We start from the raw sequence: 13,152 nt of genomic DNA, 5'->3' as shown, positions 1-13,152 counted from the left end.
GATGTCACCGGGGAGGCCCGCCGGACAGGCCCCTGACACGCGGTGTTGTGCGCGTGCACAACGGCCGGCCACGACCTCTGGGCACCCGCCGCGTTTCGCCCGCACCCCGTGGACGGGCGCCTGGACGGGTGCTGAGGTGAGCGCCACACCGAGCGAGGACAGCGGGAGGTGGAGGTGCCATGGGCGGTTCCGCTCTGCTCGTACGGGACCTGTCGGTCGGATACGGACCCGTACGCGCACTGCGCCAGGTCTCTCTGGAGGTGCCCGAGGGAGCCGTGGTCGTCGTCCTCGGCAGCAACGGCGCGGGCAAGTCGACGCTGCTGCGGGCGGTGTGCCGGACGCTCTCCTTCCACGGGGGAGCGGTGACCGGCGGCACGGTCGCCCTCGGCGGACGCCCGCTCGACCGGCTGGCCCCGGACCGGGTGGTGGCCGCCGGCGTGTCCCAAGTACCGGAAGGGCGAAGGGTGTTCGCCCGGATGACGGTCGCGGACAATCTGCGGGCCGGAGCGCTCGGAGCCGTGGGCGGCCGGGCGGAGCGGGCCGCCGCACTGCGCCGTGTGCACGACCTGTTCCCCGTCCTCGCCGAACGCGCCCAGCAGCGCGCGGGACTCCTCTCGGGCGGCGAACAGCAGATGCTCGCGGTCGCGAGGGCCCTGATGGCCACTCCCAAGGTGCTCCTGCTCGACGAACCGTCCCTCGGACTCGCCCCGTTGATGGCCCGGCGAATCGCCGACACCGTACGGGAGATCAACGCCCAGGGCACCTCGGTCCTGCTCGTCGAGCAGAACGCCGCTCTCGCCCTGCGGCTCGCCTCCCGCGCGTACGTCCTCGAAGTCGGCGAAGTGACCCTCTCGGGCCCGGCCGACGAACTCGCCGCCTCCGACGAGGTGCGCCGCCGCTATCTGGGCGTCGTCGACGAGGACGCGGCAGAAGACGCCTCCCAGGCCCGCGCCACCCACCCGACACTGCCCAGGTGGAAGGGGTGACGCCCGCGATGGACCCGGCCGACACCGACGTCCCGCCGCTCCACGTAAGGGAGTTGACGGTCCGCTTCGCCGGCCTGACCGCCCTCGACGCCGTCAGCTTCACCGTCCGCCCCGGCACCGTGCACGCGCTCATCGGCCCCAACGGCGCCGGCAAGTCCACCTGTTTCAACGTGCTTTCCGGTGTCTGCCGGCCCGCCTCCGGCAGCGTCCGGTTCGGCGAGCACGAGCTGACCGGCCTGCCCCCGCACCGCATCGCGGGCCTGGGCGTGGCGCGGATCTTCCAGAACCTCGCCCTGCCACCGCTGGCCACGGTCGAGGACAGCCTGCTGCTCGGCCGCCACCGGCTGACCCGCACCGGCTTCCTCGCCGCGGGACTGCGGCTGCCCGCGGCGGCCCGCGAGGAGCGCCGGCACCGTGAACGCGTCCGCGAGATAGCCGAGTTCGTGGGCATTGAACAGCAACTCGACCGCCCGGCGGGCTCGCTCCCGTACGGGCAGCAGAAGCTCGCCGAACTCGCCCGCGCTCTGTGTATGGAGCCCCGCCTCCTGCTGCTCGACGAACCGGTCGCGGGCATGACCGCCGACGAACGACGCCGCACCGCCGCGGTCGTGGCCGGCGTCCGCGACAGCCTCGGCATCTCGATCGTGCTCGTCGAACACGACATGGGGGTGGTGATGCGGCTCGCGGACGCGGTGACCGTACTGGACTTCGGCCGGCTGATCGCGGACGGCGCCCCCGTCGACGTACAGAAGGATCCGGCGGTTGTACGGGCCTACCTGGGCGAGCGTGCGGACGATGAGCGCGCGGACGGTGACCGCGCCGACCAGGACCGCGCCGACAGGGACCGCCCCGACCAGGCCCGCACCAACGGTGAGGAGACCGCCTCATGAGCACCTTCGCCGAACTCCTCCTCAACGGCGTCTCGTTGGGCTCCGTCTACGCCCTCATCGCCCTCGGTTTCGTCGTCATCTTCCGTGCGACCGAGGTCGTGAACTTCGCCCACGCCTCGCTGCTGCTCGCGGGCGGCTATGTCACCGCCTCCCTCCACGACGACATCGGCTTCTGGCCCGCGCTGCTCGCCGGGATCGCGGGCGCCGCGCTGGTGGGGGCGGCGGTGGAGTTCCTGGTGATGCGCCGCTACCGGGGGTCCGACCACAGTGTTCTCGCCATCGTCACCATCGGCGTCGACATTCTGCTCACCACCGAACTGACCCGGCGTATCGGCACGGACGTACTGCCGCTCGGCGATCCGTGGGGCGACGCGGTGCTCACGGTCGGGCCGGTCTCCCTCGCGCACACGCGGATCGCCGCGTTCGTGGCCGCCGCCCTGCTCATCACGGCCTTCCTGCTGGCCTTCCGGTACAGCTCGTGGGGCGTGGCGATGCGCGCCGCCGCCGAGAGTCCGGAGACCGCCGCTCTCATGGGCGTACGGCTCGGGCGGGTGTCGCTCGGCGCCTGGGCGGTGGCCGGGGGTCTCGCCGCGGTCGCCGCGCTGTTCCTCACCGTCTTCCCGACACCGGGCCTCGAGCGGGCCACCTCACTCGCCGCGCTGAAGGCGTTCCCGGCCGCGATCCTCGGGGGTCTCGACTCGACGACGGGCGCGCTGGTCGGCGGTCTGCTCGTCGGGATCACGGAGTCCCTCGCCACCGGCTACCAGAGCGACCTGACCTTCCTGGGCAGGGGACTCGGCGACCTCGCCCCGTACCTCGTCATGGTCGCGATCCTGCTCATCCGGCCCGCCGGGCTCTTCGGCACGAAGGAGCTCGCCCGTGTCTGAGGTCCTCGCAAGCACCCGCAGGAGCGGCGCTCCACCGCTGTGGTTCACCCGTCCCCGCACATACGTCTGGGCCGCGGGCGCCGTCCTGCTGCTCGCCCTGCCCTTCTACCTGGACCGCTTCTGGCTCCAGGCGGGCCTGTTCGCGATGGCCGCCGCGATCGGCGCGATCGGCATCAACCTGCTCACCGGCGCGACCGGACAGCTCTCCATGGGGCACGCCTTCTTCCTGGCGGTCGGGGCGTACGGCTACTGCGTGTTCGCCGGTGACGGGGGCGACGGGCTGACCGGGCTCGGGCTGCCGACCTGGCTCGCCACCGTGCTGGCCGTGCTGGCCGCCGGTGTCGCGGGCGGGCTGTTCAGCCCCATCGCGGGGCGGCTGCGCGGCGCCTATCTCGGCATCGCCACCCTCGCCCTGATCTTCATCGGCCAGCACGTGCTGTTCAACGCGCGTGACCTGACGGGCGGCTTCAACGGCCGCGACGTACCACCCCTGAGCATCTTCGGGCTGACCTTCGACGACCGTGAACTCGTCGTCGCCGCCGTGCCGTTCGGCTCCGCCGAGAAGCTCTGGTACGCGGGCCTCCTGATGCTTCTGGGCGGTGCGCTCTTCGCCCGCGGGGTGCTGCGGGGCCGGCCGGGGAGGGCCATGAACGCGATCCGCGACCACCGGATCGCGGCCGGGGTGATCGGCGTGCCGGTCGCCCGCTACCGCGCCGCGGTCTTCGTGCTGTCCTCGATGTACGCGGGCCTGGCCGGGGTCCTGCTCGCGCTGATCTTCCAGCGGACGGTGCCGGACTACTTCGGCATGATCCTCTCGCTCGAATATCTCGCCATGATCGTCATCGGCGGACTCGGCTCGGTCGCCGGGGCGGTGGTCGGGGCCGCGTTCGTCTCCCTGCTGCCGCAGCTGCTGACCCGCTACAGCGACACGCTGCCCCTGGTCTCCGACCCCGGCACCGGCGGGATCGCACCGGGCGAGGCGTCCAGGTACCTCTACGGCGCCGCCGTCGTGGCGGTCGTGCTCTTCCTGCCGGGCGGCCTGATCAGGGTCGCCGCCCGGCGTCGCGCCAAGCCGAACGGCTCAAGGCCCACTCCAGGGGAGGAACGATGAGAAGGACATACGTGGCAAGGGTGGCCGCCGGGACGCTGGCCGCCCTGCTCGTGCTGGCCGGGTGCAGCTCCAAGGCCAAGGACGGGGACGACGACAAGGAGACGGCCGCCGGCGGCGTGAAGACCGGCGACGGCATCTCCGGCAAGACCATCAGCCTCGGCGCGCTCACCGACATGACCGGCGTGTACGCCACCCTCGGCAAGAGCGTCACACAGGCCCAGCAGCTCTATGTGAAGCAGGTCAACGCCGACGGCGGCATCTGCGGCTACCAGCTGGCGCTCACCGTCCGGGACCACGGCTACGACCCGCAGAAGGCGGTCTCCGGGTACACGGAGCTTGCGCCGAAGGTGCTGGGCTTCACGCAGTTCATCGGCTCGCCGTTCGTCGCCGCCGTGAAGCAGCGGGTGGACGGCCAGGACAAGGGCCTCGTGCTGCCGCAGGCCTGGTCGGCCACCCTGCTGGGCAGCCCGTACATCCGGGTCATCGGATCGACGTACGACATCGAGACGATCAACGCCGTCGACTTCCTGATCAAGGAGAAGGGCATCAAGGCGGGCGACAAGATCGGCCATGTGTACTTCGAGGGGGACTACGGCGAGAACGCCCTGGTCGGCTCCAAGTACATGGCGAAGGAGTCGGGGCTCACCGTCGTCGAGCAGAAGATCAAGCCGACCGACAACGACATGACCGCCCAGGTCGCCGCTCTCAAGCAGGCCGGTGTCAAGGCGATCGTGATCAGCGCGGGACCGCGCCAGGCGGCCTCGCTCGTCGGTGTCGCGGCGGCCGGAGGGTTCAATGTGCCGATCATCGGCAACAACTCGGCCTTCGCCCCGCAGCTGCTGGCCACCCAGGCGGGCCCGGCCCTGACGGCGAACTACTACGTGGCCTCGCCCTCTCTCCCCATCGGCGCCGACACTCCGGAGGGCAAGAAGCTCGTCGAGGACTACAAGGCGGCCTATCCGAAGGACTCCCTCGACAACGGTGTGGTGGCCGGCTGGACCGCGGCGGCCGCCTTCGGTGAGGCCCTGAAGAAGGCTTGCGACAGCAAGGACCTCACCCGCGAGGGCGTCGACAAGGCCCTGCTGACGATCGACGCCTTCGACCCGGGCTTCGGCGTCACCCAGGACTTCAGCGATCCGAAGTCCCCGTCCTCGAAGCAGAGCATCATCCTGAAGCCGGACAAGAGCGCCGTGGGCGGAATGACGGTGGTCCGGGAGGCGGCGGCCTCGACGGCGGCAGAGGGCTACACGCCGGGGGCGTGACACCAAAGGCCGAACAAGGGCCCCGAAAAAGCCGAAGGGCCCCGAACCGTGTGGTTCGGGGCCCTTCGGTACGTACAAGCGCGGCTCGTACAAGCACTACGGCAGCTGAGCCGCCCGTGCCTCACGCCGGTTGTCCCGGAAGTTGTTCACCTTCCGAGCCGTGGCGAAGAGGGGAATCACCGCGCCCATGACCAGCTGCAGCGCGCATCCGGTCTGCAGCAGCAGTATCCCGCTGGGAGCGTCGAAGGCCCAGGCCACGAGGAGGCCCATGCTGACGACGATCCAGGAGAGCATCGCGATGGCGAGGCGCCCCCTCGGCTTCGGGTACTCGACCCGGCTCACCATCAGCCAGGCGGTGCCGAGGATCGCCATGAGCGTGGCGACGAACGGCAGCTCGAGCAGCACGATGGAGACCACGGTGAGTGCCCCGAAGGGCGATGGCATGCCCTGGAACGTGCCGTCCTTGACCGTGACGCAGGAGAAGCGCGCGAGTCTCAGTACGACCGCGAGGAGGACCACGATGGCCCCCAGCGCCGCCACTCGCTGATGCGCGTCGTCCGCGACCATGCCGTAGACCAGCACGAAGTACGCCGGAGCGAGCCCGAAGCTGATCAGGTCGGAGAGGTTGTCCAGCTCGGCGCCCATGGGGGAGGAGCGCAGCTTGCGGGCGACCAGACCGTCGAAGAGGTCGAAGACCGCCGCGCACAGCATGAGGATGACGGCCGTGGCGGCGCTGTGCCGTGCCATGCCCGTCTCCTGGCTACCCGTGAGGTGCGGGATCAGGATGCCGGTGGTGGTGAAGTACACCGCCATGAAGCCGCAGGTCGCGTTGCCCAGGGTGAGGGTGTCCGCTATTGAGAGGCGGAGAGAGAGGGGCATCTCCTCTTCGTCGTCCACCTCGTCGGCCTCCGGCACCCAGCCGGTGCCGGCCTGCGTCTCGGGATCAATCACGGTCAATTCGAGTCACCCCAGCCACGGTCTTCTGACCGACCTCCACGTCCACCTCGACACCCTCGGGGAGATAGATGTCGACGCGCGAGCCGAACCGGATCAAGCCGATCCGCTCGCCCTGCTCGACCTTCGTACCCTGAGGGATATAAGGAACGATACGGCGGGCGACCGCGCCGGCGATCTGGATCATCTCGATGTCACCGAGCTCGGTGTCGAAGTGCCAGACGACGCGTTCGTTGTTCTCGCTCTCCTTGTTGAACGCCGGAACGAACCCACCGGGGATGTGCTCGACCGATGTCACCGTGCCGGAGAGAGGCGCGCGGTTGACGTGGACGTTCAGCGGGCTCATGAAGATCGCGACGCGGGTGCGTCCGTCCTTCCACGGCATGATGCTCTGCACCACACCGTCGGCGGGCGAGATGACCCTGCCCTGCGTGATCTCACGCTCTGGGTCGCGGAAGAACCACAGCATCCCCGCCGCGAGCGCGGTGGCGGGTACGGCCACGGCCTTGGCGACGCCGGAGTGGCGTGCGCGTGCCAGGCTGAGGGCTGCGGTGGCAACGGTCGGGAGAAGCCACGGCGATGCTCCGCGCGCGAGGCGTACGCCTGCCAGGCTGTCGCGAGGTGCAGAGGTTTGGCTGTGGGGCATGGATGACCTTCGTAGCGGATGATGCCGCGCTGCAAAAACGGGGGACGGCGGCTTTCCCGGGATCGTACCGGTCGCGGGCCACAACTGGGCAAGCCAGGAAGCCGAGTCGACGGCTGAAGAGTGCTGACGGGGTGTGATGTTCTTCTCGAAGGAAACACCCCTAACCGGGACATCTAGCCCTGGAGTCGGTACTCTTCGAGCAGCCTGCGCCCGATGATCATTTTCTGGATCTCGGCGGTACCTTCGCCGATCAGCAGCATCGGCGCCTCACGGTAGAGACGCTCGATCTCGTACTCCTTCGAGAAGCCGTAGCCACCGTGGATCCGGAAAGCGTCCTCGACTACTTCCTTGCAGTATTCGGAGGCGAGGTACTTCGCCATCCCTGCTTCGAGGTCGTTTCGTTCCCCGGAGTCCTTTTTGCGTGCTGCATTCACCATCATCGCATGGGCGGCCTCGACCTTGGTAGCCATCTCGGCCAGCTTGAACTGGATCGCCTGGTGCTGGGCGATCGGCTTGCCGAAAGTGTGACGCTGCTGGGCATAGGAGACACCCAGCTCAAATGCACGTTGTGCGACGCCACAGCCACGCGCCGCCACATTCACGCGGCCGACCTCGACCCCGTCCATCATTTGGTAAAACCCTCGGCCGGTGGTCCCGCCGAGCACGCGATTGGCCGGAATGCGCAGTCCGTCCATGATCAACTCGGTGGTGTCGACCCCCTTGTAGCCCATCTTGTCGATCTTCCCGGGGATGGTGAGGCCGGGGCGGACCTCTCCGAAGCCGGGCTCCTTCTCGATCAGGAAGGTCGTCATCGACTTGTGGGCCGGGGTGCCCTCGGGGTGTCCTTCGTCACTCTTCACGAGAACGGCCACCAGGTTCGACGTGCCGCCGTTCGTCAGCCACATCTTCTGACCGTTCAGGACGTACTCGTCGCCGTCCTTGACCGCCTTCGACGTGATCGCCGAGACATCCGAGCCGAGTGCCGGCTCCGACATCGAGAACGCGCCCCGCGTCTCGCCCAGCGCCATCCGCGGCAGGAAGTAGTCCTTCTGCTCCTGTGTGCCGTGCTGCTTGAGCATGTAGGCCACGATGAAGTGGGTGTTGATGATGCCGGACACCGACATCCAGCCACGGGCGATCTCCTCGACGCACAGCGCGTACGTCAGGAGGGACTCGCCCAGACCGCCGTACTCCTCCGGGATCATCAGCCCGAAGAGGCCCAACTCCTTGAGCCCGTCGACGATCTCCTGTGGGTACTCGTCGCGGTGCTCCAGCTCGGTGGCGACCGGGATGATCTCCTTGTCCACGAAGTCGCGGACGGTGGAGAGGATCTCCTGCTGGATTTCGGTGAGACCGGCGGTCTGGGCGAGTCGCGCCATGGCTACTTCTCCGTCTGCTTCAGCTCCGGGCGGCCGGGCTGCTCGCCGCCGCGCTCCTTGATGTACGTCTCGGTGGGGACCATCACCTTGCGGCGGAACACGCAGACCAGCGTGCCGTCCTGCTTGTAGCCCTTGGTCTCCACGTAGACGATCCCGCGGTCCGACTTGGACCTCGACGGCGTCTTGTCGAGGACCGTGGTCTCGCCGTAGATCGTGTCGCCGTGGAAGGTCGGCGCCACGTGCTTCAGCGACTCGACCTCCAGGTTGGCGATCGCCTTGCCGGACACGTCGGGGACCGACATGCCGAGCAGCAGCGAGTAGATGTAGTTCCCGACGACGACGTTCTTCCCGAAGTCGGTCGTCTTCTCCGCGTAGTTGCTGTCCATGTGGAGCGGGTGGTGGTTCATGGTCAGCAGACAGAAGAGGTGGTCGTCGTACTCGGTGACCGTTTTTCCGGGCCAGTGCTTGTAGACCGCGCCGATCTCGAACTCTTCGTAGGTGCGTCCGAACTGCATGGTGCTCAGGCCTCCGGGGCTTCGAACTTGGACGTGCGCTGCATGCCGGCGGCCCGGCCCTTGCCGGAGATGACGAGCGCCATCTTGCGGCTGGCCTCGTCGATCATCTCGTCGCCGAGCATCGCGGAGCCCTTCTTGCCGCCCGCCTCGGACGTGCAGTACTCGTAGGCGTCCAGGATCAGTTCGGCGTGGTCGAAGTCCTCCTGGGAGGGCGAGAAGATCTCGTTCGACGCCTCGACCTGACCCGGGTGCAGCACCCACTTGCCGTCGAAGCCGAGGGCGGCGGCGCGCTGCGCGACCTCGCGGTAGCCGTCCACGTTGCGGATCTGGAGGTACGGGCCGTCGATCGCCTGGAGGTCGTAGGTACGGGCCGCCATCAGGATCTTCATCAGGATGTAGTGGTAGGCGTCCGCGCCGTAGCCGGGCGGCTGCTCGCCCACGACCAGGGTCTTCATGTTGATCGACGCCATGAAGTCGGCCGGGCCGAAGATGATGGTCTCGGTGCGCGGCGAGGCGGCCGCGATCTCGTTGACGTTGACCAGACCCTTGGCGTTCTCGATCTGCGCCTCGATACCGATCTTGCCGACCTCGAAGCCCATCGTCTTCTCGATCTGCGTCAGCAGGAGGTCGAGCGCGACAACCTGCTGGGCGTCCTGCACCTTCGGCAGCATGATGCAGTCGAGGTTCGGACCGGCGCCCTCGACAACCGTCACGACATCGCGGTACGTCCACTCCGTCGTCCAGTCGTTGACCCGCACGACCCTCGTCTTGCCGGTCCAGTCGCCCTCGTTGAGGAACTTGACGATGGTGTGCCGCGCCTCGGGCTTGGCGAGCGGCGCGCACGCGTCCTCGAGGTCGAGGAAGACCTGGTCCGCGGGGAGGCCCTGCGCCTTCTCCAGGAAGCGGGGGTTGCTTCCCGGCACCGCGAGGCAGGAGCGGCGGGGACGCAGACGGTTGACGGTCATGCGGGGACCTCCAGGGGGTCGAGCTTGTTCGCTTTGCGGATCTCGTCGACGATACGGGCGATGATTCCGGTGATGTCGAAGTCCTTCGGGGTGAAGACCGCGGCCACTCCAGCGGCCTTCAGCAGTTCGGCGTCGGCGTTCGGGATGATCCCGCCCGCGATCACCGGGATGTCGGCCGCACCGGCCTCGCGCAGCCTCTCCAGCACGTCCGGCACCAGCTGCGCGTGCGAGCCGGACAGGATCGAGAGACCGACGCCGTGCACGTCCTCGGCGACGGCCGCGGCCACGATCTCCTCAGGGGTGAGCCGGATGCCCTGGTAGACCACCTCGAACCCGGCGTCGCGGGCCCGCACGGCGATCTGCTCGGCGCCGTTGGAGTGCCCGTCCAGGCCCGGCTTGCCCACCAGGAAGCGGAGTTTGCCGACGCCGAGGTCGCGGGCGGTCCTCTCCACCTTGCGGCGCACCAGCGCCATCGCGGTGCCCTCCTCGGCGGTGACCGCGACGGGCGCGGACGAGACGCCGGTGGGAGCCCGGAACTCGCCGAACACCTCGCGCAGCGCCCCGGACCACTCGCCGGTCGTGACGCCGGCGCGGGCGCACTCCAGGGTGGCTTCCATGAGGTTGTCGGTGCCCTTGGCGGCCGCCTTCAGCCGCTCCAGCGCCTTGCACGGGCGCGGGTGGTTGAACGGCGGCTGATACCGGGTGTCGCGCCAGTTCTGGAGGGCCCCGACCACTCGGGCCTCGACCGCCGGGTCGACCGTCTGGATCGCCGCGTCCAGGTCGGCCGTGAGCGGGTTCGGCTCGGTCGAGTCGAAGATGTTGACGCCGACGATCTTCTCCTGGCCGGACTCGATACGGGCCCGGCGCTCGGCGTGCGAGGAGACGAGCTGCGACTTCAGGTAGCCCGACTCGACGGCGGCCATCGCGCCGCCCATCTCCTCGATGCGGTCCATCTCGGCGAGCGACTCCTCCACCAGGGAAGCCACTTTGGCCTCGATGACGTGCGAGCCCTCGAAGATGTCCGCGTACTCCAGCAGGTCGCTCTCGTAGGCGAGCACCTGCTGCATGCGCAGCGACCACTGCTGGTCCCAGGGCCGGGGCAGGCCCAACGCCTCGTTCCAGGCGGGGAGTTGCACGGCACGCGCGCGGGCGTCCTTCGAAAGCGTCACGGCCAGCATCTCAAGGACGATCCGCTGGATGTTGTTCTCCGGCTGAGCCTCGGTCAGACCGAGGGAGTTGACCTGGACGCCGTACCGGAAGCGCCGCTGCTTGGGGTCCTCGATGCCGTACCGCTCGCGCGTGATCTGATCCCAGATCCGCCCGAACGCCCGCATCTTGCACATCTCCTCGATGAAGCGGACGCCCGCGTTCACGAAGAAGGAGATACGCGCGACGACATCACCCTTGCGGTCCTCGGCGATCTGCCTCGACGCGAACACCGCGTCCAGGACGGCGATCGCGGTGGACATCGCGTACGCGATCTCCTGGACCGGGGTGGCTCCCGCCTCCTGGAGGTGGTAGCTGCAGATGTTGATCGGGTTCCACTTGGGGATGTGGTTCACCGTGTAGGTGATCATGTCCGTCGTCAGCCGGAGCGAGGGAACCGGCGGGAAGACGTGCGTCCCCCGCGACAGGTACTCCTTCACGATGTCGTTCTGGGTCGTCCCCTGGAGCTGGGTGATGTCCGCGCCCTGCTCCTCGGCGACGACCTGATAGAGCGCCAGCAGCCACATGGCGGTGGCGTTGATGGTCATCGAGGTGTTCATCTGCTCCAGCGGGATGTCCTGGAACAGCCGGCGCATGTCACCGAGGTGCGAGACCGGCACGCCGACCCGGCCGACCTCGCCGCGGGCGAGGATGTGGTCGGGGTCGTACCCGGTCTGCGTCGGCAGGTCGAAGGCCACGGAGAGGCCCGTCTGCCCCTTGGCGAGGTTGCGCCGGTACAGCTCGTTGGAGGCCTCTGCCGTGGAGTGACCGGCGTACGTCCGCATCAGCCACGGCCGGTCCTTCTGGCGCTCTGTCATCGATGACCTCAGATGTTCCGGAAGCGGTTGATGGCGTCGATGTGCTGGGCGCGCTTCTCCTCGTCGCGGACGCCCAGGCCCTCGCGGGGCGCGAGCGCCAGGACTCCGACCTTGCCCTGATGCAGGTTGCGGTGCACGTCGTAGGCGGCCTGCCCGGTCTCCTCCAGGGAGTACACCCGGGAGAGCGTCGGGTGGATCTTGCCCTTGGCGACGAGCCGGTTGGCCTCCCAGGCCTCGCGGTAGTTCGCGAAGTGCGAGCCGACGATCTTCTTCAGGGACATCCACAGGTAGCGGTTGTCGTACTCGTGGTTGTACCCGGAGGTCGAGGCGCAGGTGACGATCGTGCCGCCCTTGCGGGTGACGTAGACGCTCGCGCCGAAGGTCTCGCGGCCCGGGTGCTCGAAGACGATGTCGACGTCCTCGCCACCGGTCAGCTCACGGATCCGCTTCCCGAAGCGCTTCCACTCCTTGGGGTCCTGGTTGTGCTCGTCCTTCCAGAACTTGTAGTCCTCGGCGTTGCGGTCGATGATCGCCTCGGCGCCCATCGCCCGGCAGATGTCCGCCTTCTGGGGGCTGCTCACGACACAGATGGGGTTGGCGCCGCCGGCCAGCGCGAACTGCGTGGCGTACGAGCCGAGCCCACCGCTCGCGCCCCAGATCAGGACGTTGTCGCCCTGCTTCATACCGGCGCCGTTGCGGGAGACCAGCTGGCGGTACGCGGTGGAGTTCACCAGGCCCGGAGCTGCGGCCTCCTCCCAGCTGAGGTGGTCCGGCTTCGGCATCAGCTGGTTGGACTTGACGAGTGCGATCTCTGCCAGGCCGCCGAAGTTGGTCTCGAAGCCCCAGATGCGCTGCTCGGGGTCGAGCATCGTGTCGTTGTGGCCGTCGGACGACTCCAGCTCGACGGACAGGCAGTGCGCCACGACCTCGTCGCCGGGCTTCCAGGCGTTCACGCCGGGCCCTGTGCGCAGCACGACGCCCGCGAGGTCGGAGCCGATGATGTGGTACGGCAGGTCGTGCCGCTTGGTGAGCTCGCTGAGCCTGCCGTAGCGCTCCAGGAACCCGAAGGTCGCCATCGGCTCGAAGATCGAGGTCCACACCGAGTTGTAGTTGACCGAGGAGGCCATGACGGCCACCAGGGCCTCGCCCGGGCCGAGCTCGGGCACCGGCACGTCGTCCAGGTGGATCGACTTGCGGGGGTCCTTGTCGCGGGTGGCGAGGCCGGCGAACATCTCCGTCTCGTCCTTGTGCACGGTGATCGCGCGGTACGACTCGGGGAGCGGCAGAGCGGCGAAGTCGGCGGACGTAGCTGTCCCCGACTGGATCGCGTCCAGGATTTCCTTCACGGTGTTGCCTCCGGCGACTGGCGTCTTGAGGGGAGACGCTGAGGGTTACGTCGGTGCTGCTGGGGTGAGGGGTGTGCCGTCGGTTCGGCGGAGGTGATGCTGTGGCAGCGCTGGGTCGGCGCAGAAGGTTGCCTGTGACGCAGGCGTCCGGGCGCGCTCGCCATTGGCTTGCGGGGACAGCCGACGT

12 protein-coding genes are annotated in these 13,152 nt (G+C 68.6%); 5 read left to right on the top strand and 7 right to left on the bottom strand.

Going from position 1 to position 13,152, the window contains the following annotated elements; translation table 11 throughout:
• Positions 1 to 179 precede the first annotated feature (179 nt).
• From OG246_RS38095 to OG246_RS38075, 5 genes are read left to right on the top strand one after another with little or no spacing between them, the layout of a single operon-like run.
• Positions 180 to 986, top strand: a complete 807-nt coding sequence (locus OG246_RS38095; protein ID WP_266473547.1) for an ABC transporter ATP-binding protein — start codon at positions 180 to 182, stop codon at positions 984 to 986.
• An 8-nt stretch (positions 987 to 994) separates the two neighbouring features.
• On the top strand, positions 995 to 1,876 hold the full coding sequence (locus OG246_RS38090; protein ID WP_266474995.1) for an ABC transporter ATP-binding protein: 882 nt from the start codon (positions 995 to 997) through the stop codon (positions 1,874 to 1,876).
• Positions 1,873 to 2,763 carry a branched-chain amino acid ABC transporter permease gene (locus OG246_RS38085; RefSeq protein ID WP_266473546.1) on the top strand — a complete coding sequence of 297 codons (891 nt, stop codon included), beginning with the start codon at positions 1,873 to 1,875 and terminating at the stop codon, positions 2,761 to 2,763. Before OG246_RS38090 ends, OG246_RS38085 begins: the two co-directional genes overlap by 4 nt.
• Before the next feature lie 37 nt (positions 2,764 to 2,800).
• On the top strand, positions 2,801 to 3,874 hold the full coding sequence (locus OG246_RS38080) for a branched-chain amino acid ABC transporter permease (RefSeq protein ID WP_266474993.1): 1,074 nt from the start codon (positions 2,801 to 2,803) through the stop codon (positions 3,872 to 3,874).
• Positions 3,871 to 5,136 (top strand): ABC transporter substrate-binding protein, encoded by a 1,266-nt coding sequence (locus OG246_RS38075; protein WP_266473545.1) that lies wholly within the window; start codon positions 3,871 to 3,873, stop codon positions 5,134 to 5,136. The genes OG246_RS38080 and OG246_RS38075 overlap by 4 nt, the downstream gene beginning before the upstream one ends.
• A gap of 96 nt (positions 5,137 to 5,232) precedes the next feature.
• On the opposite strand, the gene pssA is transcribed toward OG246_RS38075, so the two are convergent.
• From pssA to ccrA, 7 genes are all read right to left on the bottom strand, one after another.
• Complete coding sequence (pssA, locus tag OG246_RS38070; protein WP_266474991.1) at positions 5,233 to 6,051, bottom strand: CDP-diacylglycerol--serine O-phosphatidyltransferase; 819 nt, start codon at positions 6,049 to 6,051, stop codon at positions 5,233 to 5,235.
• A 28-nt stretch (positions 6,052 to 6,079) separates the two neighbouring features.
• Positions 6,080 to 6,736 carry a phosphatidylserine decarboxylase gene (locus OG246_RS38065; RefSeq protein WP_266473544.1) on the bottom strand — a complete coding sequence of 219 codons (657 nt, stop codon included), beginning with the start codon at positions 6,734 to 6,736 and terminating at the stop codon, positions 6,080 to 6,082.
• A 173-nt stretch (positions 6,737 to 6,909) separates the two neighbouring features.
• Positions 6,910 to 8,115 (bottom strand): acyl-CoA dehydrogenase family protein, encoded by a 1,206-nt coding sequence (locus OG246_RS38060; protein WP_266473543.1) that lies wholly within the window; start codon positions 8,113 to 8,115, stop codon positions 6,910 to 6,912.
• Positions 8,116 to 8,117: 2 nt separating this feature from the next.
• Positions 8,118 to 8,630, bottom strand: coding sequence for a MaoC family dehydratase (locus OG246_RS38055; protein WP_266473542.1), 513 nt, complete (start codon positions 8,628 to 8,630; stop codon positions 8,118 to 8,120).
• Positions 8,631 to 8,635: 5 nt separating this feature from the next.
• The gene (locus OG246_RS38050) at positions 8,636 to 9,595 is read right to left on the bottom strand and encodes a CoA ester lyase (RefSeq protein ID WP_266473540.1); all 960 of its coding nucleotides are present in this window, start codon (positions 9,593 to 9,595) and stop codon (positions 8,636 to 8,638) included.
• Entirely contained in the window at positions 9,592 to 11,619 is a 2,028-nt protein-coding gene (locus OG246_RS38045; RefSeq protein WP_266473539.1) for a protein meaA, read from the bottom strand. The genes OG246_RS38050 and OG246_RS38045 overlap by 4 nt, the downstream gene beginning before the upstream one ends.
• Before the next feature lie 8 nt (positions 11,620 to 11,627).
• Entirely contained in the window at positions 11,628 to 12,965 is a 1,338-nt protein-coding gene (gene ccrA / locus OG246_RS38040) for a crotonyl-CoA carboxylase/reductase (protein ID WP_266473538.1), read from the bottom strand.
• Between the last annotated feature and the right edge of the window lie 187 nt (positions 12,966 to 13,152).

Origin of the sequence: Streptomyces sp. NBC_00620 (assembly GCF_026341825.1) — a bacterium.
Classification (GTDB): domain Bacteria; phylum Actinomycetota; class Actinomycetes; order Streptomycetales; family Streptomycetaceae; genus Streptomyces.
Note: the sequence above shows the minus strand (reverse complement) of the source record. Positions and strands in the feature narration are given on the sequence as shown.

Coding starts and splice junctions, on each gene's coding strand:
- OG246_RS38045 (WP_266473539.1), bottom strand. CDS start 11,619: ATGACAGAGCGCCAGAAGGACCGGCCGTGGCTGATGCGGACGTACGCC.
- OG246_RS38065 (WP_266473544.1), bottom strand. CDS start 6,736: ATGCCCCACAGCCAAACCTCTGCACCTCGCGACAGCCTGGCAGGCGTA.
- OG246_RS38050 (WP_266473540.1), bottom strand. CDS start 9,595: ATGACCGTCAACCGTCTGCGTCCCCGCCGCTCCTGCCTCGCGGTGCCG.
- OG246_RS38060 (WP_266473543.1), bottom strand. CDS start 8,115: ATGGCGCGACTCGCCCAGACCGCCGGTCTCACCGAAATCCAGCAGGAG.
- OG246_RS38055 (WP_266473542.1), bottom strand. CDS start 8,630: ATGCAGTTCGGACGCACCTACGAAGAGTTCGAGATCGGCGCGGTCTAC.
- OG246_RS38075 (WP_266473545.1), top strand. CDS start 3,871: ATGAGAAGGACATACGTGGCAAGGGTGGCCGCCGGGACGCTGGCCGCC.
- OG246_RS38095 (WP_266473547.1), top strand. CDS start 180: ATGGGCGGTTCCGCTCTGCTCGTACGGGACCTGTCGGTCGGATACGGA.
- OG246_RS38090 (WP_266474995.1), top strand. CDS start 995: ATGGACCCGGCCGACACCGACGTCCCGCCGCTCCACGTAAGGGAGTTG.
- OG246_RS38085 (WP_266473546.1), top strand. CDS start 1,873: ATGAGCACCTTCGCCGAACTCCTCCTCAACGGCGTCTCGTTGGGCTCC.